The organism is Micromonospora sp. RTP1Z1 (assembly GCF_033804685.1).
GTDB lineage: Bacteria > Actinomycetota > Actinomycetes > Mycobacteriales > Micromonosporaceae > Micromonospora.
Window position 1 is genome coordinate 21,083 of record NZ_JAPFQV010000006.1, and the last position, 23,351, is coordinate 44,433.

The following is a 23,351-nucleotide window of genomic DNA, read 5'->3' on the forward strand; positions in this document are numbered from 1 at the left end:
CTGTCAGAGTTCGATGTCGCAGGTACCGGCCGCGGCCGACACGCAGGTCTGGATGAGCACGCCGTCACCGGGGACGGCGGTGGTGAGGTCGCCGTTGCGCAGGTCGCGGACGGCGCCCTGACGCAGCGGGAGGACGCAGCCGAAGCAGATCCCCATCCGGCAGCCGGAGGGCATCAGCACGCCCGCGTTCTCGCCGGCATCGAGGATCGGGGTGGCCCCGTCCGCCTCGACGGTCGTCCCGGAGCCGGTGAAGGTGACCGTGCCGCCCTCCCCGGGCGAGATCACGGTGGGTCGGAACCGCTCGGTGTGCAGCCGCTCCGACGCCCCCCGGGAGGCCCAGTACCCGTCGACCGCGTCGAGCATGCCGACCGGGCCGCAGGCCCAGGTCTCCCGCTCGACGTGGTCGGGCACCAGGTCGTCGAGTTCGTGCACGCCGAGCAGACCGTCGACGTCGGTGTGCCGCTCGACCAGCCGCAGCGCGCCCTGCCCGGCGAGCGCCCGCAGCTCCGCGCCGAAGATCACGTCGTCCGGGGTGGGCGCGGAGTGCACCAGCACGACGTCCGCCCGGGTGTGCAGGCCGGCGCGGAGCATCGCCATGATCGGCGTGATGCCGCTGCCCGCGGTGAGCAGGAGGACCCGCTCGGGGGTCGCCTCCGGCAGCACGAAGTCGCCCTGGGCCTGGTCGAGCTGCACGATCGTGCCGGGCCGCGTGCGGTGGACGAGGTGGTTGCTGACCTTGCCGTCCGGGATCGCCTTGACGGTGATCGCGAGGTGGCCGTCCCGACCGCGGGGCACCGAGGTGACCGAGTACGCGCGCCACTGGCGCACCCCGTCGACGTCCACGCCGAGGCGTACGTACTGTCCGGGGGCGTGGCCGCGCCAGCCGCGCCCGGGCTGGATGACCACGGTCGCCGCGTCCCGGGTCTCCGGTCGCACGGCGACGATCCGGCCGCGCAGCGGGGCGCCGGCGCGCAGCGGGGCGACCAGGTCGAGGTAGTCGTCCGGCAGCAGCGGGGTGGTGACCGTCTCGGCCAGCCGCAGCAGCCGGTCCCGGAGGGAGACCTTCGTGGGGGGCCGCGGGACAGTTGTGGTCATATAACCAGGGTGGACGCGCTATCGCATAACATCTTGACCGTCAAAGGTGAATCAGCAGCGGGTATTTGTTCGGGGAGAACAACATGTCGGACCAGTCCGGGACGACCCGGCGCGCCGCCCACCTCGAATTGGACGAGCGGGTAGCCGCCCAGCTCCGCGACCGCCTCCCCGTGGTGGCGGAGCGGACGGTCAGCGCGATCACCGGCGAGGTGCCCGGCTACTCCGGCGCCCTCACCGACACCATGCGGGAGAAGATCGAGAACGCCGTACGCATCGCGCTCGGCACGTTCCTGCAGCTCGTCGAGAAGGCCCAGTCCTCCGACCCGAGCACCCCGCTGACCCCCGCCCTGGAGGCCGCGTACGCGCTCGGCAGCGGGGAGGCACGCTCCGGCCGCAGCATGGACGCGCTGCTGGCGGCGTACCGGGTGGGGGCGCGGGTGGCCTGGCGGGAGGTTTCCACCACCACCGTGCGCGGCGGGCTGGCCGCCGAGACGGTCGCCGAGTTCGCCGAGCTGATGTTCGCGTACATCGACGAGCTCTCCGCCGCCAGCGTGGCCGGGCACGCCGACGAGCTGGCCACCGCCGGCCGGGTCCAGCGCCGCTACCTGGAGCGGCTCACCCAGCAGCTGCTCGCCGGCGAGCCGGAGGAGACGCTGCGCCGCAGCGCCGAGCGGGCGGACTGGCCGCCGCCGCAGACGCTCACCGTCGTCCTGCTGCCGCGCCGCAACCTGCGCGCGGTGCTCGCGCTGCTCAGCCCGCACACCCTGGAGAGCGGGGAGGACCTGCCCGGGGTGGACCTCGCCGAGGAGCTGGCCGTGCTGCTGGTGCCGGACGCGCACGACGCCGGACGCCGCCAGCTCGCCCGGGTGCTGCAGGGGCACCGGGCGGTGCTCGGGCCGGCACGCCCGTGGAGCCGGGTGGCGGCCTCCTACCGGCGGGCGACGCGGGCGCTGGCGCTCGGCCTCGGCCGGCCCGACTCGGGGCCGGTGGACACCGAGGAGCACCTCGCCGAGCTGGTGCTCAGCATGGACCCGGAGGGGCTGGCCGACCTGCGGGCCCAGGCGCTGAAACCGCTGGAGTCGCTGCCGCTGGCCACCGCGCACCGGCTCGCCGAGACGCTGCGTTCCTGGCTGCTGCACCAGGGCCGGCGCGACGACGTGGCGGCCGAACTGTTCGTGCACCCGCAGACGGTGCGCTACCGGATGGGCCAGCTGCGCGAGCTGTACGGCGACCGCCTCCACGACCCGGCCACCGTCCTCGACCTGACCCTCGCGCTGGCGCTGCTCCCGGCCGCCCCCGAGTCGGAGTGAGCAGGGGCGGCCGGCCCGGTGGCCCTGGGCCGTCCGGCCCTGTCCCCCGCCGGTCCCGTGCCGCAGGGTCGAAGGGGGACGAGTGCCCGGCGCGCCGGACGCCCACCGAGGTGACCACGGTCGCACGACCCGCCCCGGCGACCACCGGGGCCGGCGTGCCGGGAGCGCGGTTGGCGGGCCGCCGGGCGGGTAGTCAGCCCGGCCAGCCGGGTGGCGGCGCAACTCGTCGTCGGTCCGCGACCCGTGACGAACTGCTGGCCGCGCAGCGGGGGCGGGCCGATGTCGGAGGAGTCACCGCCGCCCGGACGCCAGGGCGTCCCGGGCGACGTCGTGGAGCTGCGGGTCCACGGCGTCTCGGGCGCCGGGGCCGGGCAGATGCTCGACCGGCCGCACGTCCACCAGGTGGCCGGGGACCGCAGCGGCGGCTTCTACCGGCCCCGGCCCGACTACCCGGACAGCAGCGGACCGGGCGGCGTGGTGCTCGAGGCGTACCGGTGGAGCGACCTGCCGTCGGGCACGGCCGCGCGGACGCTGTCCCTGGTGTTCCTGCTGCCGTTCATGCTCAGCAACGTGGCGTTCTGGATGCGCCCGGCGGACCGGGGCTCCGGCTCCGGGGTCAAGGTGCTCTGCCGGCTCATCGCGCTCAACCTCTCCCTGCTGTACGTGCTCTCCGCGGCCGGCGTCGCCCTCGACCTCATCGCCTGGAAGTGCATGGGCTCGTCCCGCTGCCTGACCGGGCGCACCTGGCTGTCCTGGCTGGGCGGCCGCCCGGTCGGACTCCGCCTGGTGGTGCTCGCCGTGCTACCGGTCGCCGCCCTTGGGCTGCTCTGGCTGCTCAGCGTCCGGCCCGGTCGCTCGTACGACGCCTTCCGCACGCCCGGTGGTGACCCCGAGGGCGACCGGCTCAGCGCCGTCGGCCAGTGGGACGCCATGCCGATGGTGGGCCGGTTGCGAGCGATCCACGTCGCCGCCGCGTTCGCGGTGCTGAACCTCACCCTCCTCGCCGCGCGGGGCGCCGGCGGGCCGTCGCCCCTGGTGATCGCGCTGGCCACGGTCGCCGGCGCGGTGCTCGCGGCCTGCCTGGCGATGCTCTGCGCCGGCGCGCCGCTGGAACGGGCGTCGGCCGGCCCGACCGACCGGCTGGCCGCCACCGCGCGCGTCGTCGCGTGCGTCCTGACCGTGCCGACCCTCGGGGTCGTCGCGCTGGACGGCGCCCCCTGGCAGCAATCCACCGGACTGCCCGGGTACAGCCGGATCGTCGCCTGGGCGTTCTTCGCGCAGATGACGTTGCTCTTCGCGCTGGCCGTGCTGACCCTGTGGCGGCGCCACGGCCGGGATCCCCGGTCGGCGCTGCTGCGCGGCCTCGGCGCGCCGGTCATCGCGGCCGTCGGGGTGGGCCTGGCCAGCGCGCTCTCCGCCGAGCTGGTCTACCGGACGGCGTACTTCCTCAACCGGCGGGCGATCACCCAGAGCGCCGGCGACCTGGTGCCCCCGCCGCTGGCGTACAAGTGGGCGATCTTCACGTTCTTCCTGTCGGCGATCGCCACGGTGGCGACGGGCGGCGCGGTCACCCTGCTCACCCGGCCGGGCCGGCGACGGGCCGCCGCGGCGATCGTCGCCCAAGACTTCCCGGACGCCCCACCGGAGGCGGCCGACCGCCTGGACCGGGTGGCGAAGACGATTGCCCGGGCCCGGTTCACCGAGCGGCTCGGGCCGCTGGCCATCGTGTACGCCTGCCTGGCCGCAGTCGGCCTGGCCGCGAGCGTGCTGGCCCTGTTCGAGTTCCATCCCAGCCCGTTGGCCGAGCAGTTCCTCGGCATACCGGGTGACTTCGTGAGCTTCGGGCTCACCGTCGGCAGCTACCTCATCGCCGGGATAATCGCCGGGCTGGTGGTGGGCGGCCTGTTCGCCTATCGAACGGCCGAGTTCCGCCGGTACGTGGGCGTGTTGTGGGACCTCGGCACCTTCTGGCCCCGGGCGGCCCACCCGTTCGCGCCGCCCTGCTACGCGGAGCGGGCCGTGCCCGAGCTGGCGAAGCGGATCTGCTACCTGGCCAACCAGCACGACGGCGTCCTGCTCACCGGCCACAGCCACGGCTCAGTCCTGCTCGCCGCGGCCGTGCTGCAACTGCCGGCCCCGGTGCGCCGCCGGGTCGCGCTGCTCACCTACGGGTCCCCGCTGGACCGCCTGTACACCCGGCTCTTCCCGGCGTACCTGGGCCGCGACGTGCTGCGCGAGGTCGGCGCCCGGATCGGCTGGCGATGGGTGAACCTGTGGCGGGACACCGACCAGATCGGCGGCTGGCTGTTCGCCGCCCACCGCCCCGGCGACCCGCCACCGGGGACCGACCCGAGCGAGCGGGTGGACCGCCGGCTCCGGGACCCGGAGGACGTGGTGGTGCCCCCGAGCGACAGCGTCCCGCCGCCCATCCGCGGCCACTGGCCGTGCGAATCCGACGAACGGTTCGCCGCGGCCGTCCGCGAACTCGTCGGCCGGCTCCAACGGGTGGCTGCTGCAGGAGGTGCGGACCAGGGCTCCGGGGCGATGAGGGAGCGCGAGGAGGGCGCGGCGTGAACGGCCGACCTCAGCAGGCCTCGGCGTCACCCGGCGGATTCTCCAACGTTTCGGCGCAGCAGACCGGGGTGCCGGTGGCGGCCTGCTGGAGCAGCTGGTAAAGCGTCTCGCGCTGGCCCGGGTCGAGGCCGCCGAGCACCTCCCCCTCCACCGTGGCGAGGGCGCATTCCGCCTCGCTGAGCCGTCGGGCGCCGGCGTCGGTGAGCTCCACGACGTGGCGCCGGCGGTCCTCCGGTGAGCGTCGCCGCTCGATCAGCCCCTCCCCCTCCAGCTCGTTGAGCAGGCCGACGATGTTCGTGCCGTCCATGGCGAGGGTGCCGGCGAGCGCCTGCTGGCTGCTGCCCCCCTGCGCGCGCAGCACGGTCAGGGCGACGAGGTGACGCGGCCGCAGACCCAGCGGCGCCAGCACCGTCTCGGCCCGCAGCCGCATCCGGCGCGCGAGGTGGTCGAGCAGCGGACCCAGGCGGTGCTCTGGCTGGTTGACCGGCGCGGCGGGCATGTGACCAAGTCTACCGACCAGCCGAGGAGTCTGCGTGTTACAAATGATTTGCGCACCACTAACTATTGACGGAGAGGCAAGCCAATGCCGCACCTTTTGCACATCGACTCGAGCATCCAGGGAGAGCGCTCGGTGAGCCGCCGGCTCACCGCCCGGGCGGCCGACGCCTGGCGGGCCGCCCACCCCGGCGGCAGGGTGACCTACCGTGACCTGGGCCGCGAGCCACTGCCGCACCTCGACGAGGCCGGCGGCCTGGCCCGGATGATGCCGGCGCAGCACCACACCCCGGCACAGCGGTCATCCTGGGCGTTGACCGAGCAGCTGGTAGACGAGGTGAAGCAGGCCGACACCGTCCTGCTCGGGCTCCCGCTCTACAACTTCGCCGCGCCCAGCAGCGTCAAGGCGTGGGTCGACCACCTCATCGCACCCGGACTGTCGTACCACCCGGAGACCCAGGCCGGCCTGCTCGACGGACGTGAGTTCATCGTGCTGGCCACCCGGGGCGGCGGTTACGGCGCGGGCACCCCGCGCGCGGGTTGGGACCACGCCGAGCCCTGGCTCCCGCACGGCCTGGCGATGACCGGTCTCCAGCCCCGCTTCATCACGGCCGAGCTGACCCTCGCCCAGCTGAACCCGGCCATGGCCGGGCTGATCCCGCTGGCCGAGGAGAGCCTCGCGGCGGCCGAGCGCGCCATCGACGACCTCTGGGTGCCGGCCGCCGCCGCCGCGTAGCGGCAGCCCGTTTCGTCTGGTCGTGACCCGCGCTCGCGGGCCGCGCCGGTCACGACCAGGCAGGTGCTGGCGCGGGCCAAGGCCCACCTGGGTCCTAAGCTGCCAGGTGATGAGCGCGCCGCCCCGTCGGGCCCCGGGTGACCTGCTGGTCCACCTGCGCCGGGCCCGCGACCACATGGACCGGAACTACGCCGAGCCGCTGGACCTCGCGGCGGTCGCCGCGGTGGCCGGCGTCAGCAAGTACCACTTCCAGCGGCTCTTCACCGCCACCTACGGCCTCTCCCCCGCCGCGCACCTGTCCCGCCGCCGGGTCGAACGCGCGCAGGACCTGCTGCGCGCCACCAACCTCACGGTCACCGAGGTCTGCCACGCCGTCGGCTTCTCCAGCCTCGGCTCGTTCAGCAGCCGGTTCCGGGAACTGGTCGGCGAGACGCCGAGCGAGTTCCAGCGCCGCTGGGCCGCGACCGGCGCGCCCCGCGTACCGGGGTGCTTCGTGCTCATGTGGGGCCTGGCCGAACGGCGCGGATCCGCAAGCCAGGAGAAGCCGGAATCCCGCGACGGTTCCTAGCCTGGTCGCATGATTACCAACATCTCCATCACCAGCGTGTTCGTGCAGGACATCGACACGGCCAAGGCGTTCTACCTCGACGTGCTCGGGTTCGCCGAGCACACCGACATCACCATCGGGGACGGGTCCTACCGGTGGTGCACCGTCATGCACCCGAGCCAGCCGGAGCTGGAGGTCCACCTGACCCTGCCCGGTCCGCCGTACTCGCCGGAGATGGCGGACACGCTGCGCCGCGCCCAGGCCGAGGGCGGCATGTTCGGCCTTGGCCTGGCCGTGGACGACTGCCGCAAGACCCACGAGGAGCTGCGCGCCAAGGGCGTGGAGTTCATCCAGGAGCCGTCCGAGCGGCCGTACGGAGTGGAAGCGGTCGCCCGCGACAACTCCGGCAACTGGCTGGTCCTGGTCGAGCAGCGCGAGTTCGACCCCGCCGCGCTCGGCTGACCCGCCGGAAGCCGGTGCCACGCAACCCCGACCAGGGACTGCGGAGTCCCCGGACACGCCGCCCCTGGTCGGGGTCGACACCGGTGCGACGGTCGAGCCGTGACGTCGTCCGCCGGTGACCTCACCGACTTGCATCCGGTACCCAGGTACGGGCTTACCGTTGGGCCCATGACCACCGACGTGAGCCTTGACCAGGGCTGGGTGCCCGAGGCGTGCACCCTGCCCACCGCGCAGCGGCCGCTGCGGCTGGCCGAGTTCGACGAACTGTTCGCCACCGCCGTGCGGCAGGCCGAGCGGCTCGACGACAGGCGGCTGCGGCTGACGCTGACCGGGCCGGCCGAGTTGGAGACCACCGTGCGGGACCTCACGGAGCGGGAGAGCCGCTGCTGTTCCTTCTTCACCTTCGGCGTCAGCACGCGGCGGCCGGGGCAGGTCGTCCTGGATGTCGCAGTCCCGGCCGGGCATGTCGACGTCCTCGACGCCCTGGCCGCCCGCGCCGTCCAGCAGGGCACCCCGTGAGCGGGTCCGACCCGGTGGTCGGGGCGCTGCGCAGCGGGGAGTTGGCCGAGGCCGCCGGGGTGAACCCGCAGACACTGCGGTACTACGAGCGCCGCGGCCTGCTCGCCGAACCCCAGCGCAGCCCCGGCGGGCACCGCCTCTATCCGCCCGACAGCCTGACCCTCCTCCGGGTCATCAAGACCGCTCAGCGGCTCGGTTTCACCCTCGACGAAGTCGCCGACCTCGTCGACCTCGGGCGGCACCGGCACGGGCGCCGCGAAGCGGGCCTGCAGGCGCGCGCCGCCGCGAAGCTGACCGAGATCGAAAGCCGCATCGCCGACCTCCAGGTCATCGCCACCACGCTGCGATCGGCGATCGACGCCGGCTGCGACGACCTGACCGCCTGCGCCACCAGCTCCTGTTGCCCGCTGCCGTTCGCCGACCTGCACCGAGGAGACACCCCGTGACCCGTACCGTCGAACGACTGCGCCGGCTGCTGCCCACCGGCCTGGGCTCCCTGGCCGGGGTGGCGTGCGCGGCGTGCTGCGCCATCCCGTTGCTGCTCGCCGCCGGCGTCCTCGGCGGCGCGGGATGGGCGGCGGCCGCCCGGTTCATGCCCGGCGTCGCCGTGGGCCTGACCGTCCTGGCCGCCCTCACCTGGTGGTGGAACGCCCGCCGCCGCGCCCACCCGAACGGCTGCGCCGGCGGCACGTGTTCCTGTCCTGCTTCCTGAACCGCGCCGACCACCCCGACATTCTCAGTCGAGGCCGAGACCGCGGCGTCCGGTCGCGTTGAGGTCTTCGGGCGGGAAGCGGTTGGGCCAGGTGCGTTCGTAGTGTTGGTCGGTGACGGGCGCCACGCTGTGGATCATGTCGCAGTGCCACCAGACGGAGTCGCCGGCCTTGACGTCGGGGATGCCGGCAAGGGCGCGCATGAGCAGGGGGTCAGCGCGGCGGGGCGCCGGCGATCAGGGCAAGGCCGGTCTCCGGATCCACCCGCTTGGCCAGCTCGGGCGCGACCTCGGTGACGACGACCTCCAGCGTCGGCCACACCTCGCCGCGCAGCAGATGCCCGCCCAGAGTGCTGCCGTCGGGTCGGCCGAGCACCGTGTGCACGTGCAGCGCCGGCTCGCCGTCCCGCTCGGCCACGTCGCCGAGCAGCGACAGCACCTCGACCTGCCCGCCGATCGGGATCCGGAGGTAGTCGCCCCGGTCCCGGTCGAAGTAGCCGACCTCGCCGCCGGAGAACCCGCCGACGGCGCTCACCTGGCCGGACCGGACGCCCTGCGCGGTCAGGGCCCGGCCGATGGTGGCCACCGCCTCCTCGCCCTTGTCGCAGACCACCACCAGGACCCGCCGGGTCTGGTGGTGCACCTCCTGAACCCTCATGCGTCTCCTCCTGTCCGTTTCCGCCGACGGCCGACCGGTCGGCCGTCCGCCACCCGCTGCGGGGTTGGCCCGCGCACCCCGGACGGCGGTCGGAGCACGGTGACCATTCGCCTGGGCAAGCTGCCGGACGCCGAGCACGCGCAGCGTCCACACGGCTGTCCCGCTCGGGAGGCCGACCCGCCTGAGCACCGGACGGGCGGCGACCAGCAGGGTCGTGCCCCAGGCCAGCCTGGCACCCGCCCGCGCCCCGATCATGCGGACCTCCCTCGGGGCGGCGTCGGGGCGCCCCCACGTCAGGCCACCCGGTACGGCTCGGCCAGCGCGGTCCGCAGCTCGAGTCCGATGCCCGGGGCGTCGAGGTTCACCGCGGCGACGCCGCCGGTCGCCCCGACGGTGCCGTCGAACAGCATCGACTCGATCCGGACGTGGTCGTGGAACCACTCCACGTGCCGCAGGTTCGGCACCGCGGCCGCCACCGGCAGGTGCTGATGCGGCGCGCAGTGCGCGGACACCTCCAGCCCCGCGGCGGCGGCCACCGCGGCCGCGCGGAGGAACTCGGTGATCCCGCCGCACCGGGTGACGTCGATCTGGAGGCAGTCGACGTAGGGCGCCATCCGGTGGAAGTAGACCAGGTCAAAGCCGTACTCCCCCGCCGCCACGTCCGGCAGCACCTGGTCGCGGACCAGCCCGAGCCCCGGCAGGTCGTCGGAGCTGACCGGCTCCTCGTACCAGCGCACGTCGAGATCGGCGGCGGACCGCATCACCTGGACGGCCTGCTTGCGCTGGTAGGCGCCGTTGGCGTCGACATACAGCTCGGTGTCGTCGCCGATGATGCGTCGGGCGGCGGCCATCCGGGCCAGGTCACGGGGCACCTCGGTGCCCCACGACTCCCCGATCTTGATCTTCACCCGGGGGATGCCCTCGTCGTGCACCCAGCCCGCCAGCTGCCGATGCTGCCGGTCGGAATCGTAGGTGGTGAAGCCGCCGCTGCCGTACACCGGCACCTGGCGGCGGGCGGTGCCGAGCAGGCGGGCCAGCGGCAGCCCGTGCCGGCGGGCCTTCAGGTCCCAGACCGCGCAGTCGGCGGCGGACAGCGCCAGCCCGGCGACCCCGGGCCGGCCGGCGTTGCGCAGCCGTCGTTGCATGGCCGACCAGACGGTCGGCACGTCATCCGGGTCGAGGTCGGCGACCACCGGGGCGAGCAGCTCGGTCACGACCGGGACCACCGCCGCCGGCCCGTAGGTCCAACCGACCCCGACCTGACCGTCGGCCTCGGCCCGGACCAGCACCATCGTGGTGCTGTCCCAGGCGAGGGTGCCGTCGCCCTCCGGCGCGTCGGTCGGCACCCGGTACGCCGCCGCGGCCAGGCGCATCATCGGTCACCGCGCCTTCCGGGCGGCCCGCGCGGCGAGCGCGGCGAGCGCGGCGACCGGGCCGAGCGCTGCCAGGCCGACCACCCCGGCGGCGATCCACCTCGTGGCCGTCGACGGCGGCGCGGGTCGCTGCGCCCACCGGCGTTCCGGCCGGGGCGGCACCTCGTCCGAGCGCAGACCGGCGCGGAGCAGCTCGGCGAGGTGCATCGCCGCCCGCCCGCCGGAGGCGCCCTGTTCGACCTGGATACGGCAGCTGAACCCGTCGGCCAGGATGACGTCGGTGTCGTCGGCGTCCCGCAGCGCGGGCAGCAGCACCCGCTCGGCGCACGCCTCGGACACCTCGTAGTGCCCCTGCGCGAAGCCGAAGTCGCCGGCCAGCCCGCAGCAGCCCGAGTCGAGGAACTCCGCCCGTACCCCGGCGGCGTTCAGCACCGCCTGGTCGGCGGCCGTGCCGAGGATGGCGTGCTGGTGGCAGTGGGTCTGGATCAGCGCGTGCGCCGGCAGCGACGGCGGGCGCCAACCCGGGCTGTGATCGTGCAGCAGTTCGGCCACGGTCACCGTCTGCTCGCGCAGCCGGGTGACGTCCTCGTCGGCGGGGAACAGCTCGTGGGCGTCACTGCGGAACACCGCCGCGCAGGAGGGTTCGAGACCCACCACCCGGGTGCCGGCGCGCAGGTGGGGTCGCAACACCTCGACGGTCCGCCGCAGCACCTTCTTGGCGATGCCGAGCTGCCCGGTCGAGATCCAGGTCAGGCCGCAGCAGACCGGCTGCTCCGGCACCCGCACCCGCCAACCGGCCGCCTCCAGCACCTCCACCGCAGCCTGCGCGACGCTGGGGTGGAAGTGGTTGGTGAAGGTGTCAGGCCACAGCAGCACCTCGCCGCGCGAACCGTCCCCGCCCGGGGTCCGGTCGGCGAACCACCGCTGGAAGGATTCCGGGGCGAAGACCGGGATCTCCCGGTGCCGGTCGATTCCGCCCACGAACTTGGCCAGCTGACTCACCCCGGGGGCCTGGGTCAGCGCGTTGACCACCCGGGGCGCCAGCCCGGCCGCCGCAGCCACCGCCGGCAGCCAACCCATCGAGTAGTGCGCCCGGGGGCGGAGCCGGCCCTGGTAGTGGTGGGACAGGAACTCGGCCTTGTACGTCGCCATGTCGACGTTGACCGGGCAGTCCGCCTTGCAGCCCTTGCAGGCCAGGCAGAGGTCGAGGGCGTCCCGAACCGCCTCGGACCGCCAGCCGTCACCGATGGTGCCGCCCCGAGCCGTGCCGTCGAGCATCTCGAAGAGCAACCGGGCCCGGCCCCGGGTGGAGTGCTCCTCCTCCTGGGTGACCATGTAGGACGGGCACATCACCCCGCCGTGTTGCCGCCGGCAGTTGCCGACCCCGACGCAGCGCAGCACGGCCCGACCGAAGCTGCCGGAGTCGTCCGGGTAGCGGAAGTTGGTTTCCACCTCGCCGTGGTTGAAGTCGACGCCGAGTCGGAGGTGGCTGTCCAGCGGGTAGGGGGCGACCTTCTTGCCCGGATTCATCCGGTCGTCCGGGTCGAAGATCGCCTTGAACTGCCCGAACGCGCGGATCAGCCGGTCGCCGAACATCTTCACCAACAGTTCGCCGCGGGCCTGCCCGTCGCCGTGCTCGCCCGAGAAGGAGCCACCGTAGGACACCACCAGGTCGGCGGCCCGCTCCACGAACGAGCGGAACTGGCGTACCCCGTCCGCGGTCGTCAGCCGGAACGGGATCCTGGTGTGTACGCAGCCCTGCCCGAAGTGGCCGTAGAGCGCGGCCTGATCGAAGTCGTACTCCCGGAACAGGCGGTTCAGGTCCCGCAGGTAGTCGCCCAGCCGGTCCGGGGCGACCGCCGAGTCCTCCCAGCCCTCCCAGGTGTCCGGCTCGTCCGGTACTCGCGCGGTGGCACCGAGCCCGGACTCGCGCAGCAGCCACATCTGCTCCTCGTCGGCCTCGTCGTCGAACCGGCGCACGCCGGGGGCGCCGTCGCCGCGCAGCGCGGTCACCATCCGCTCGACGGCGGCGTCCGCCTCCTCGATGGTGTCGCCGCCCATCTGCACCATCAGCCAGGCGCCGCGCTCCGGCAGCTTGTGCAGGGCCTCCGGATGCAGGTGCTTGCGCTTCTCGAAGTTGATCAGTTTGTCGTCGATGCCCTCGATCGCGACCGGGCCGTGCGGCAGGATCCGGGGTACGTCGTCGCCCGCGGCGGCGATGTCCGGGTAGGAGAGGAACACGAGTGACTTGGCCCGGATCACCGGCAGCAGCCTCAGCCGCGCCCGCAGCACGGTGACGAGGGTGCCCTCGGAACCGATCAGCGCCTGCGCCACGTGAAAGTTCTTCTCCGGCAGCAGGCTGTCCAGGTTGTAGCCGGACACCCGGCGCGGGATGTCCGGATAGCGGGCGCGGATCTCCGCCAGGTACTCGTCCCGCAGCGTCCGCAACTGGCGGTAGATCTCGGCCTGGCGGCCACCGCGCTGCTGGATTTCCGCGTACCGCTCCTCGGTGGTCTCGCCGACCCACATCCGGGTGCCGTCGTAGAGCAGCACCTCCAGGTCGACGATGTTGTCGACCACCTTGCCGCCGCGCTGCGCGCTCGATCCACACGAGTTGTTGCCGATCATCCCGCCAACGGTGCAGTGGCTGTGGGTGGACGGCCGTGGGGCGAACTCCAGTCCCTCCGGTGTCAGCAGTTCGTTGAGCGTGTCGAGCACGATGCCCGGCTCGACCAGGCAGGTACGCGCCTCCCGGTCGACCTCGAGCAACCTGTTGCAGTACTTCGACCAGTCGATGATCACCGCCACGTTGGTGACCTGCCCACCGAGGCTGGTACCGCCGCCCCGGGAGAGCACCGGCGCCCCGTGCCGCCGGCAGGCGGCCACGGCGGCCACCGCCGCCTCGACGGTACGTGGCACCACCAGGCCGAGTGGCACCTCGCGGTAGTTGGAGCCACCGGTGGCGTACGCCGCCCGGGAGCCGGCGTCGAAGCGCACCTCGCCATCCACCTCGGCCCGCAGGTCCGCGGCGAGCGCGGCCAGGTCGGTGCCCTCGGCCGGCTCGGGCGGGCGCAGCACCGGTTCCGGCAGGGACACCACGCTGGTTCGCTCGCTCATGACCGCAGCTCGTTGATCTTGTCTCGGGCGACGGTGGCCAGGGTGGCCACCTTGTGCGGCTGGCCGCGCAGAAACGCCTCGGTGAAGTGCTTGGCCTGCTCGTACTTCACCTTGCCGGGCATCGGCGGCTCGTTCGGGTTGACGTCGCAGTCGACCAGCGCCGGGCCGGGGTGGGCGAGGGCCTCCCGGATCGCGCCGGTCACCGCCTTCGGGTCGGTGACCTTGGCGCCGTACCCGCCGCAGGCCCGCGCCCAGGCGGCGAAGTCCGCCTCCGGCTGCCGGTGCCGTACCGCGTATTCCGGGTAGCCGAGGACGATCTGCTCCCAGAGGATCTGGCCGAACGAGTGGTTGTTGTTGACGACCACCTTGATCGGCAGGTTGTGCCGCACGGCGGTGAGGAACTCGGCCATCAGCATCGCGAAGCCGCCGTCCCCGACGAACGCGATCACCTGCCGGCCCGGGTACGCGTGCTGCATCGCGATCGCGTACGGCAGCCCGGGGGCCATGGTCGCCAGGTTGCCGGAGAGGTAGAACTCCCGGCCGCCGCGGATCGTCCAGTGCCGGGCCGCCCAGGTGGCGATGGTGCCGGAGTCGCAGGTCAGGATGGCGTCCGAGGTGGCCGCCTCGTCCACGCAGCTGATCAGGTACTGCGGGGCGATCGGATCCCGGGTCGGATCCTGCAGGGCGCCCATCTCCGAGCGCCAGGCGTCTCGCTCCCGCTGGTACTTGCTGAGGAAGGACCGGTCGGTGCGGGTCTGGAGCAGCGGCAGCAGCTGCTGCAACGCCAGTCGGGCGTCGGCGGTCACCGCGGCGTCCACCGGCAGCCGCATGCCGATCAGGCTGGCGTCGATGTCGATCTGCACCACCCGGGCCTGGCCCGGCGACGGCAGGTACTTCCCGTACGGGAACGAGGTGCCCACCATCAGCAGGGTGTCGCACTCCTCCATCAGCTCCTCGCTCGGCCGGGTGCCGAGCAGGCCGAGGCCGCCGGTGGTGAGCGGGTGGTCGTCCGGCACCACCATCTTGCCGGGCAGCGTCTTGACGATCGGGCTGGCCAGCGTCTCCGCCACGGCGAGCACCTCGTCCCGCGCCTCGCGCGCCCCTACACCGACCAGCATGGCGATCTTCTTCCCGGCGTTGAGCACCTCCGCCGCGCGGGCCAGGTCGGCCTGCGCCGCCGCCACCGGAGGCTGCGACACCACCGTGCTGCTCACCGGCGGCTCCCCCGGACTGACATGCCGGTAGGGGTCCTCGCCGGCCGTCGCGACCTGCACGTCGTTCGGGAAGGTCAGGTGCGCGACGGTCCGCAGGGCCAGGGCGTGCCGGATGGCGATGTCGACCACCCCGGGAATCTGCTGCGGGTTGGTCACCATCTGGTTGTAGGCCGCCACGTCCTGGTAGAGCAGCGTGGTGTGCACCTCCTGCTGGTAGTGCGAGCCGAGCACCGAGGTCTCCTGCATGCCGGTGAGGGCGAGCACCGGCACGTGGTCGAGCTTGGCGTCGTACAGGCCGTTGAGCAGGTGGATGGCACCCGGGCCGGAGGTGGCGCAACAGACGCCGAGCCGGCCGGTGGCCTTGGCGTAGCCGGTGGCCATGAAGGCTGCCGCCTCCTCGTGGTGCACCAGCACGAACTTGAGCTTCTCGCGCTGCCGCCGGAAGCCCTCCATCAGGCCGTTGATGCCGTCGCCGGGGAGCCCGAAGACGGTGTCGACCCCCCATTCCACCAGTCGCCGGGCCAGGCTCTCGCCTACGATCTCCTGCACGTCACGCCTCCTGATCTGGAGTTCCCGCGTTCTCGGCCCCCGCTGGCGCCGACCGGCGTGCGGGCGACGGCGAGCGACGCCAGCCCCGTGGGAGGGTCGACCGCGTACGGACCCGCGCGCTGCGGCAGGACCGGGCGTGGAGCTGTCCCGGGCGACCGCCCGCACGTACCAATGTTCCGGCAGCCACCCCTACCCATTTGCCGGAAACGTCCAATCTGGTGCGCTTTCCTGCAGCCGGCCGACGCGCCGGGGCGCCCGCCCCGACCGTCACCACGCCGCACCCGCCAGGCGCGACCTCGTCCCACCCGAGGGCTCATGTCCGCCCGCCACCGCTCGACGCCTTGTCCGCGGCCTCCGGCGGCGACGCCTGCTCCGCCCCCTCGCGCTCCTGTCGCCGCCGGTCCCGTCGGCGGTCCAGGAGGGCCGCGAGCAGCAGCGACCCCGCGGCCGCCGCGCGGCCCCACCGCCGCAGGGCGGCACGGACCGGACCGGGCGGCGGGGCCGGGGGCGGCCCGGGCACCACGACCCGGTCCACCCCGGGGTACGCGAGCCGGGCGGCCGAGGCGGCCTCCTCCTCGGACAGCACCGCCCGGTTGCCGATCAGCACGACGTGCCGGTCCTCGTCCCGGTAGCGCCACCGCCACAGGTCGCCCTCCGGCCACATCTCGATCCGCTCCCCCGGCCGGTCTCGGGCGGGCGTCTCCGACTCACCGGAGTCGGCTGCGGGCGGCCGGGCCGAGCGGTGTGCGGCCCGGCGCAGGTCCGCCCGGGTGAGCTCGCCGACACCGGCGGCGTCGCCGCGCCGCAGCGCCCGCGCGACCAGGAACGCGAGCAGCCCGGCGAGCACCGGCAGGACGAGCACCAGCACCCGGAACAGCGACAGCAGGTCGTAGACGGGCACCCGGACCAGCCGGGCGATGATGTCGTCCCCCGCGGCGACCGTCAGCACCCCGTAGAAGGTCAGCGCGCCGACCCCTACGCCGAGGCGGACCGGGTGGTCGCGGGGCCGGTCGAGCAGGTGGTGCTGCCGGCGGTCGCCGGTGCGGAGCCGCTCAGCGAACGGCCAGGCGTACAGGGCGAGGAAGGTCACCCCGCCGAGCACCACGCCGGGGAGGAACGGGCCCGGCACCAGATGCCCGGCGATCCGCAACTCCCAGGGCGGGAAGAGGCGCAGGGCCCCGTCGCCCCAGGCGACGTACCAGTCCGGCTGGGCGGGGGCGGTGGACTGGGCCGGTTCGAACGGGCCGTAGAGCCAGACCGGGTTGATCTGCACCAGGCCGCCGAGGGCGAACAGCACCGCCAGCACCCACGCGAAGAGGGCGAGCGAGCGCAGCGTGTAGCTCGGCCACAGCCGGGAGCCGACCGCGTTGTGTTCGGTGCGCCCCGGTCCGGGGAACTGGCTGTGCTTCTGCCGCACCAGGATGCCCAGGTGCAGTGAGATCAGGGCGACGAGGAGGGCCGGCACGAGCAGCACGTGGGTGACGAACATCCGGGGGATCATCGCGTCGGAGGGAAACTCCCCGCCCAGCGCCAGGGCGGCCAGCCACGCCCCGACCAGGGGGATCGACTCCACCACCGAGGTGATGATCCGCAGGCCCAGACCGGAGACCAGGTCGTCCGGCAGGGAGTAGCCGGTGAAGCCGTTGGCCAGGGCGAGGGTCAGCATGGTCACGCCGATCAGGAAGTTGAGCTCGCGGGGTTTGCGGAACGCCCCGGTGAAGAAGATCCGGGCCAGGTGCAGGACGATCGCCGCGACGAAGACCAGCGCCGCCCAGTGGTGGGTCTGCCGGATCAGCAGGCCGGCCCGGACGTCCCAGCTCAGCCGCACCGTGGAGGCGTACGCGGCGGACGTGGTGCCGCCGTCCAGCGGCGCGTAGTCGCCGTGGTAGACCCGGTCCGCGTTGCTGGCGTCGAAGAAGAAGGTGAGGTAGACGCCGGTGAGCAGCAGCGCCACGAACGAGTAGAGCGCGAGCTCGCCCAGCATGAACGACCAGTGGTCGGGGAAGACCTTCGCCAGCGCCCGGCGGGTGATCGGGGAGAGCCGCAGCCGGTCGTCCAGCGCCCGGGCCAGCCGGTCGGTGATCACGGCGAGTCCCAGAAGCCGGCGCCGGGCGGGGCGGTGAAGTCGCCCGTGGCGTGGAGGAAGCCGTCCGGGCCGACCTCGATCGGCAGGCCGGGCAGCGCCCGGGCCGCCGGACCGGCCACCGGCCGGGCGCCTGCCAGCAGGTCGAAGGAGGACTGGTGGCAGGGGCAGAGCACGCGTCCGGCGCCCTTGAGGTAGAGGCGGACCGGACAGCCGGCGTGCGTGCAGAGCAGCGACCAGACGACCAGACCGTCAAGGTGGCCGCCGGAGGGCGGCCGGGAGAAGCGTTGCGGTTCGAGGCGCACCGCGAAGGCGGGAGCGTCCCCGGCATCGACGTTGCCCTCGGGGAAGACCGCGACCGTGGTGTCCGCGGGCACGTCCTGCGGCCGCAACGGCCGTCCGCCGGCGTCGACCAGCCGTACGCCCGGCCCCCACGGGGTGTCCTTGAGCGCCCGTAGCGGGCGGGCCCGGTCGAACGGCAGCAGGGAGCGCAGCGGGAACAGCGCCGCGGCGCCGAGCGCGGTCAACGCCAGCCCGAGCGCGGCGAGCAGGCCGCGCCGGCGTACCGGGCTTTCCGGCGCGGTCAGCACCGCGGCGGTCAGCGCCTGCTCCCGCGGCGGCGGGGTGAAGCCCTCGTGTTCCTCGACGTACCCGCCGACCGGCACGAGCCGTCGCGCCCAGACAGCCAGGCCCACGGCCAGCCCGGCGAACGCCACCGCGAGGCAGACCCCCTCCCACGCGGTGTTTCCTCCCAGCCCGTACGTCACCGCGAAGCCCACCGCCCCGGCGGCGCTGACGCCGAACGCGGCGACGATCCGGCGGCTCGCTGCCCGCTCGGCCGCCGACGGACCCCGGGCGCTCACTCCCCTGCCCTCCGGCCCAGCCACCGGGCGGCGGCCACCAGCAGACCCAGCGCGGCCAGCCAGGCGACCAGTCCCTCGGCGAGCGGGCCCAGCCGGCCGAGCGGGTTGCCGCCCCGGTCCAGCCGCTCGCCGCGCAGCCGCTGCACGTAGGCGGCCAGGTCGTTGACCTGTCGGTCGTCGAGCACCTGGCTGGGGAAGACCGGCATCAGGCCGGGACCGACCCGGACCGCCTCCGCCACCTGCACGGCGGTGCTGTCGTACAGCGGCGGCGCGATCCAGCCGTTGGTCAGCGCGGCGCCCGCGCCGGTCGCCCCGTGGCAGGGCGCGCAGTTGGCGGCGAAGATCTCCCGGCCGGAGCCCAGGTTGCCCGGCGCGACCCGGGGAATCCGCGGCCCCCCACCACCGAAGCTGGCGACGTGGTCGACCAGCGCCGAAATGTCCCCGGCCGAGAACACCGGTTCCCCGCGGCGCGCCTGCTGCACCTCGTGCGACACCGGCATCCGTCCGGTCGAGAGCTGGAAGTCCACCGAGGCGGGGCCGACGCCGATCACGGACGGCCCCCGCTGGGCACCCTGTCCCCGCTCGCCGTGGCAGCTCGCGCAGTGCTCCAGGTAGAGCTGGGTGCCGCGGTCGGCTGCGGCCGGCGCAGCGGCGGCCACGGCCGCCGGCTCCGCCGGTGACCGTCCGGGGGCGAGCGCCACCGGCCCGGCGGCGAGCACCAGCGCCGCGCCCACCGCGAGGGCCCGACGCGGATGCAGGTCGGGCCGGACCGTCGCCACTCGTGGTCGTCGCACCGGTCAGTCCAGGGTGTACAGGTAGGCGGCGATGTCCTGCGCGTCGATGGCGCTGACACCCAGCTTCGGCATGGCGGTGCCCGGCTCGACCGCCTGCGGGTCGGTGATCCAGCGGCGCAGGTTGTCGGCGTTGTTGGGCAGCTGACCGGCGATGTACGAGCGGGCGCCGAACCGGGTCAGCGGCGGGCCGACCAGGCCGTCGGCGCGGCTGACGCCGGGGATGGTGTGGCACGAGCCGCAGCCGTACTGGGCGATCAGCTCGGCGCCCCGGTCCGGCCGTCCGTTGCGCACCTCGGGTGGCGGTGGTGGCGGCGCGGTCGAGGCGCATCCGCTGACCGCGGCGACCGGCAGCACCGTCAGCGCCACCCCGAGCGCCCAGATCCGACCGGGCAGCTTCATCGCACCATCCCTTCCGTTCCGGGCCCGGTCGGCACCGGGCCGCCACCGCGGCGCACCACGCCGCCGATCAGGGCGTCGGGCCGGTCGCGGTCCATGCGCAGCAGCCAGCGCAGGAACACGGTCAGCGCCACGACCAGCGCGACCACGTCCATCGGCGCCCACATCAACAGGCCGGCCAGCTGCTGGTCGGCCAGCTGGTCGGCACCGAGCATCCGGTCGGGATAGACCGGGGCCGGGGCGAAGGTGAGCACCGCGCCGAGCGCCGAGGCCGGCAACATGGCGCCGACCAGCAGCAGCACCGGCACCGGGGCGGGCGGGCGGTGGCGCGGCGGGCCGAGCACCGGCGCCCAGAACAGCCAGGCCGCCGCCAGCAGGCTGAGGTGCTCGGCGGCGTGCACGGCGGGCCGGTCCACCGCGGCGGCGTACGGCCCCGGCAGGTGCCAGAACCACAGCACGACGGTCTGTCCGCCCCCGGCCAGCAGGGCGTACGTGGTGGGGCGGCGCAACCGGCGCACGGCCGGCGCCACCCGCCACCGGGCCAGCAGTCGGCGCAGCGGCACCGGGGCGGCCAGGCTCAGCGGCAACCCCACCGCGCCGGCCGCCAGCAGCGGCCCCGCCACCAGCAGGAGCAGCATGTGCTGCGCCATGTGCCCGGCGAACGAGGACTCGGCCAGCTCGTGCACCGGGCCCTGGTCGGCGGCGAGCACCGTCAGCACCCCGGCGCCGAACGCGGCCACCCGCCAGCCCGGCACGACGCTGCCGTCACCGCGCCGGGTCCACAGCTCCTGGACGCCCCGCCCGTAGCCGGCCACCAGCAGGCAGAGCGTGACGACCGCGAGCATGGTCAGCAGGCCCTCGGCCACCGGATCCGGACCGGGCTGGTGGGCCCGGTGCGCGCTCAGCGCTGACATGGCGGCAGCACCAGCACGGCGACCCCGCCGAGCACGATGATGGCCAGGAACAGGAGGTTGGCCCAGACGCCGACCACGGCGAGCATCCGGGACCGGCCGAACGCCCGGTCCTCCTCGCCGGCCCGCCGGGTCCGCCGCCACACCAGCGCGGCGACCAGCAGCGACCCCACGGTGAACAGGCCCGGGATCACCACCGCGAGCCCGACGGCCTGCCAGAGCGGTACGGCGGAGACGCGCTCGGAGCCGGCGGCGCAGGTGAGCTCGTCCAGGCTCCAGGCGGCGAGCAGGTGCACCGCCCAGGCCACCGCGCCGCCGAGCACGCCGTACCAGAGCAGCAGCCCGCCGGTCAGGCGCGCGTGCGGACCGGGTCGGGTGTTCATCACAGCCACGGGGAGAGGTAGATGGTGAACAGGATGGCGACCCAGACCAGGTCCACGAAGTGCCAGTAGATCGCGGCGTTGCGGACCCGTTCGTGCCGGTGGGAGCCGAAGCTGCCGCCGCGCAGCGAGGCGGCCAGCAGCCAGCCGATCATGGTCAGCCCGACCAGGACGTGCAGCCCGTGGAAGCCGGTGATCAGGTAGAACAGCGAGCCGTACGCGTCGGTGGTCATGGTGAAGTGCTTCAGCTTCTCGACGTACTCGCCGGCCAGCAGGGTCAGGAAGGTCACCCCGAGCACCATGGTGGCGGCCAGCCCGGACTGCAGTCGCCAGCGCTGGCCCTGCCGGATGCCGCGCTCCGCCCACACCACGGGCAGGCTGCTGGGCACCAGCACCGCGGTCATCACCAGGGGCGTGAGCAGGTTCGGGGCGCCGATACCGGCGGGCGGCCACGTCGGGCCGTACTGGAAGCGGAGGTAGAAGTAGCTGCCGAGCAGGCAGGCGAAGAGGGTGGCCTCGGTGGCCACGAACATCACCATGCCCCACCAGCCGGCGGACCGGCCGACCGGCAGCTCGGTGCTCAGCGCCTCGGCGCCGGTGGCCGCCGCGACGACCCCGCCACGGTCGCTCACCTGGCCACCCCCAGTTCCTCGTCGGGGCGGCGGGGCGGCCAGAGCCAGACCGCGATCGTCGCCGCCACCGCCAGTACGGCGACCGCCGCCACCGGGTACCAGGCGAGGAGCATCGAGGTGAAGAAGATCAGCAGCGCGCCGGCCAGCACGAGTGGCTTGAGGGTCGACTCCGGCATCTGCACCGCCCGCTCCGGGTGCGCGTCGAGTTCACTGGTGACCAGGGTGCGCCGCCCGTCGCTGAGGATGCGGTCCCCGGTGGCGCCGGCGCCCACCGACTCGGCGGTGCGCTCGTCCCACGCCGGGTGCAGGCTGTGCACCCGGGGCAGGACCGGGAAGTTGTACGGCTCGGGCGGCGACGCCGTGGACCACTCCAGGCTGTCGCCGCCCCACGGGTCGGCCGGGGCCGGCCGGCCCCGGCGGAGCGCGTGCACCACGCCGACGAGAACGAGCAGCAGCCCGACGGCGAGCAGGTACGACCCGACGGTGCTGACCAGGTTCCAGCCGTCCCAGCCGGGCTCGCTGCGGTAGGTGTAGACCCGCCGCGGCATGCCGAACAGGCCGTACAGGTGCATCGGGAAGAAGGTGACGTGCATGCCGGCGAAGACCAGCCAGAACGCCGAGCGGCCCAACCGCTCGTGGTACATCCGCCCGGTGATCTTCGGCAGCCAGTAGTAGATGCCGGCGAGCATCGGGAAGACGGCCCCGCCGATCAGCACGTAGTGGAAGTGCGCCACCACGAAGTAGGAGTCGGTGACCTGCTGGTCGAAGGCGGTCAGCGCGAACATCGCGCCGGTGAACCCGCCGAGCACGAAGGTCACCAGGAAGCCGATGACGAACAGCAGCGGCACCCGCAGGACGAGCCGGCCGAGCAGCATGGTGGCCAGCCAGGCGAAGATCTGGATGCCGGACGGGATGGTGATGATCGTGCTGGCCGCGCTGAAGAAGCTGTACGACAGCTGGGGCAGCCCGGTGGCGAACATGTGGTGCACCCAGACCCCGAACGAGATGATCGCGATCGACACGATGGACAGCACGATCAGCGGGTAGCCGACCACGCCGCGCCGGGTGAACGCGGGCAGCACGGCGGAGACGATGCCCAGGGCCGGCATGACGATGATGTAGACGTCGGGGTGGCCGAAGATCCAGAAGAGGTGCTGCCAGAGCAGCACGTTTCCGCCGGCGGACGGGTCGAAGAAGTGGGTGCCGAACCGGCGGTCGAGGAAGAGCATCGCGTTGTCCGCGTTCAGCGCCGGCAACGCGAAGATCACCATGAACGCGGTGGCGACGATGGCCCAGACGAACAACGGCACCCGGTTGAGCGACATCCCGGGGGCGCGCAGCTTGAGCGCGGTGACGATGAAGTTGATCGCCCCGGCGGTGGTGGAGATGCCGAGGAAGAGCAGCCCGAGCGCGTAGACGTCCATGTGCAGGCCGGGGTTGTGCTGCTCCCCGCTGAGCGGGGCGTAGGCGAACCAACCGTTGTTGGGAGCGGCGCCGAACGGCAGGCTGGCCCACATGAACAGCCCGGCGAAGAGGAAGACCCAGTAGCCGAAGGCGTTCAACCTCGGGAAGGCCATGTCCCGGGCGCCGATCATCAGGGGCACGAGGAAGTTGCCGAAGCCGAAGAGCATCGGCGTGGCGAACAGGAAGATCATCGCCGTGCCGTGCATGCTGAAGAGCTGGTTGTACTCCTGCGGCGACACCACCCCGGCCTCCGGCCGGGCGAGCTGGGTGCGCATCACCAGGGCGCTGAGCCCGGCGAGGACGAAGAAGAACCCGGCGGTGACCAGGTAACGCCGGCCGATCCTCTTGTGGTCGACAGTGCTGAACCAGCCCCGCAGCGAGGGGCGCTCGCCCCAGTGTTCCGCCAGCCGCGCCAGGTCCTGCGCGCTGACGCCGGGCGACGGTGTGGTGGTCGTGGACATCGCTTCTCC

The 23,351-nt window shown here is 73.6% G+C and carries 23 protein-coding genes; 8 read left to right on the forward strand and 15 right to left on the reverse strand.

Annotation, left to right across the window (positions count from 1 at the left end):
* Window positions 1-3: 3 nt before the first annotated feature.
* Window positions 4-1,095, reverse strand: coding sequence for a ferredoxin reductase (locus tag SLP03_RS04865; RefSeq protein ID WP_319459297.1), 1,092 nt, complete (start codon window positions 1,093-1,095; stop codon window positions 4-6).
* Between the two features lie 83 nt (window positions 1,096-1,178).
* Here SLP03_RS04865 and SLP03_RS04870 point away from each other — a divergent pair, with 83 nt between their 5' ends.
* Together SLP03_RS04870 and SLP03_RS04875 are read left to right on the forward strand one after the other, a co-directional pair.
* On the forward strand, window positions 1,179-2,405 hold the full coding sequence (locus SLP03_RS04870) for a helix-turn-helix domain-containing protein (RefSeq protein ID WP_319459298.1): 1,227 nt from the start codon (window positions 1,179-1,181) through the stop codon (window positions 2,403-2,405).
* Window positions 2,406-2,684: 279 nt separating this feature from the next.
* The gene (locus SLP03_RS04875; protein ID WP_319459299.1) at window positions 2,685-4,979 is read left to right on the forward strand and encodes a hypothetical protein; all 2,295 of its coding nucleotides are present in this window, start codon (window positions 2,685-2,687) and stop codon (window positions 4,977-4,979) included.
* 10 nt (window positions 4,980-4,989) lie between these two features.
* On the opposite strand, the gene SLP03_RS04880 is transcribed toward SLP03_RS04875, so the two are convergent.
* Window positions 4,990-5,478 (reverse strand): MarR family winged helix-turn-helix transcriptional regulator, encoded by a 489-nt coding sequence (locus tag SLP03_RS04880; protein WP_319459300.1) that lies wholly within the window; start codon window positions 5,476-5,478, stop codon window positions 4,990-4,992.
* An 84-nt stretch (window positions 5,479-5,562) separates the two neighbouring features.
* Between SLP03_RS04880 and SLP03_RS04885 the strand changes: the two genes are divergently transcribed.
* The 6 genes from SLP03_RS04885 to SLP03_RS04910 all read left to right on the forward strand — a co-directional run bounded on the left by SLP03_RS04885 (window position 5,563) and on the right by SLP03_RS04910 (window position 8,450).
* Window positions 5,563-6,210, forward strand: a complete 648-nt coding sequence (locus SLP03_RS04885) for an FMN-dependent NADH-azoreductase (RefSeq protein ID WP_319459301.1) — start codon at window positions 5,563-5,565, stop codon at window positions 6,208-6,210.
* A 109-nt stretch (window positions 6,211-6,319) separates the two neighbouring features.
* Window positions 6,320-6,778 carry an AraC family transcriptional regulator gene (locus SLP03_RS04890; RefSeq protein WP_319459302.1) on the forward strand — a complete coding sequence of 153 codons (459 nt, stop codon included), beginning with the start codon at window positions 6,320-6,322 and terminating at the stop codon, window positions 6,776-6,778.
* A 9-nt stretch (window positions 6,779-6,787) separates the two neighbouring features.
* A complete protein-coding gene (locus SLP03_RS04895; protein ID WP_319459303.1) occupies window positions 6,788-7,219 on the forward strand; it encodes a VOC family protein in 432 nt (143 codons plus the stop codon).
* 168 nt (window positions 7,220-7,387) lie between these two features.
* Window positions 7,388-7,738: a hypothetical protein gene (locus SLP03_RS04900; protein WP_319459304.1), complete on the forward strand. Its 351-nt coding sequence runs from the start codon at window positions 7,388-7,390 to the stop codon at window positions 7,736-7,738.
* The gene (locus SLP03_RS04905; protein WP_319459305.1) at window positions 7,735-8,184 is read left to right on the forward strand and encodes a MerR family transcriptional regulator; all 450 of its coding nucleotides are present in this window, start codon (window positions 7,735-7,737) and stop codon (window positions 8,182-8,184) included. The genes SLP03_RS04900 and SLP03_RS04905 overlap by 4 nt, the downstream gene beginning before the upstream one ends.
* Window positions 8,181-8,450: a hypothetical protein gene (locus tag SLP03_RS04910; protein WP_319459306.1), complete on the forward strand. Its 270-nt coding sequence runs from the start codon at window positions 8,181-8,183 to the stop codon at window positions 8,448-8,450. The genes SLP03_RS04905 and SLP03_RS04910 overlap by 4 nt, the downstream gene beginning before the upstream one ends.
* Window positions 8,451-8,474: 24 nt before the next feature.
* Here SLP03_RS04910 and SLP03_RS04915 read toward each other — a convergent pair whose 3' ends face one another.
* The 13 genes from SLP03_RS04915 to ctaD all read right to left on the reverse strand — a co-directional run bounded on the left by SLP03_RS04915 (window position 8,475) and on the right by ctaD (window position 23,342).
* Window positions 8,475-8,651 (reverse strand): YbiU family protein, encoded by a 177-nt coding sequence (locus tag SLP03_RS04915; RefSeq protein ID WP_319459307.1) that lies wholly within the window; start codon window positions 8,649-8,651, stop codon window positions 8,475-8,477.
* Between the two features lie 10 nt (window positions 8,652-8,661).
* Window positions 8,662-9,105 carry a PPC domain-containing DNA-binding protein gene (locus tag SLP03_RS04920; protein ID WP_319459308.1) on the reverse strand — a complete coding sequence of 148 codons (444 nt, stop codon included), beginning with the start codon at window positions 9,103-9,105 and terminating at the stop codon, window positions 8,662-8,664.
* A gap of 293 nt (window positions 9,106-9,398) precedes the next feature.
* On the reverse strand, window positions 9,399-10,481 hold the full coding sequence (locus SLP03_RS04925) for an enolase C-terminal domain-like protein (RefSeq protein WP_319459309.1): 1,083 nt from the start codon (window positions 10,479-10,481) through the stop codon (window positions 9,399-9,401).
* 3 nt (window positions 10,482-10,484) lie between these two features.
* A complete protein-coding gene (locus SLP03_RS04930) occupies window positions 10,485-13,595 on the reverse strand; it encodes an FAD-binding and (Fe-S)-binding domain-containing protein (RefSeq protein WP_319459310.1) in 3,111 nt (1,036 codons plus the stop codon).
* Window positions 13,592-15,358: a thiamine pyrophosphate-dependent enzyme gene (locus tag SLP03_RS04935; protein WP_319459311.1), complete on the reverse strand. Its 1,767-nt coding sequence runs from the start codon at window positions 15,356-15,358 to the stop codon at window positions 13,592-13,594. The genes SLP03_RS04930 and SLP03_RS04935 overlap by 4 nt, the downstream gene beginning before the upstream one ends.
* Window positions 15,359-15,671: 313 nt before the next feature.
* On the reverse strand, window positions 15,672-17,444 hold the full coding sequence (locus SLP03_RS04940) for a cytochrome bc complex cytochrome b subunit (protein ID WP_319459312.1): 1,773 nt from the start codon (window positions 17,442-17,444) through the stop codon (window positions 15,672-15,674).
* A complete protein-coding gene (locus tag SLP03_RS04945) occupies window positions 17,441-18,304 on the reverse strand; it encodes a Rieske (2Fe-2S) protein (RefSeq protein ID WP_319459313.1) in 864 nt (287 codons plus the stop codon). The genes SLP03_RS04940 and SLP03_RS04945 overlap by 4 nt, the downstream gene beginning before the upstream one ends.
* Window positions 18,301-19,098, reverse strand: coding sequence for a c-type cytochrome (locus tag SLP03_RS04950; RefSeq protein ID WP_319459314.1), 798 nt, complete (start codon window positions 19,096-19,098; stop codon window positions 18,301-18,303). The genes SLP03_RS04945 and SLP03_RS04950 overlap by 4 nt, the downstream gene beginning before the upstream one ends.
* Before the next feature lie 3 nt (window positions 19,099-19,101).
* Entirely contained in the window at window positions 19,102-19,497 is a 396-nt protein-coding gene (locus SLP03_RS04955; RefSeq protein WP_319459315.1) for a c-type cytochrome, read from the reverse strand.
* Window positions 19,494-20,408: a cytochrome c oxidase assembly protein gene (locus SLP03_RS04960; RefSeq protein WP_319459316.1), complete on the reverse strand. Its 915-nt coding sequence runs from the start codon at window positions 20,406-20,408 to the stop codon at window positions 19,494-19,496. Before SLP03_RS04960 ends, SLP03_RS04955 begins: the two co-directional genes overlap by 4 nt.
* The gene (locus SLP03_RS04965) at window positions 20,396-20,788 is read right to left on the reverse strand and encodes a hypothetical protein (RefSeq protein WP_319459317.1); all 393 of its coding nucleotides are present in this window, start codon (window positions 20,786-20,788) and stop codon (window positions 20,396-20,398) included. Before SLP03_RS04965 ends, SLP03_RS04960 begins: the two co-directional genes overlap by 13 nt.
* Entirely contained in the window at window positions 20,788-21,417 is a 630-nt protein-coding gene (locus tag SLP03_RS04970) for a cytochrome c oxidase subunit 3 (protein WP_319459318.1), read from the reverse strand. Before SLP03_RS04970 ends, SLP03_RS04965 begins: the two co-directional genes overlap by 1 nt.
* Entirely contained in the window at window positions 21,414-23,342 is a 1,929-nt protein-coding gene (gene ctaD, locus SLP03_RS04975; RefSeq protein ID WP_319459319.1) for a cytochrome c oxidase subunit I, read from the reverse strand. Before ctaD ends, SLP03_RS04970 begins: the two co-directional genes overlap by 4 nt.
* Between the last annotated feature and the right edge of the window lie 9 nt (window positions 23,343-23,351).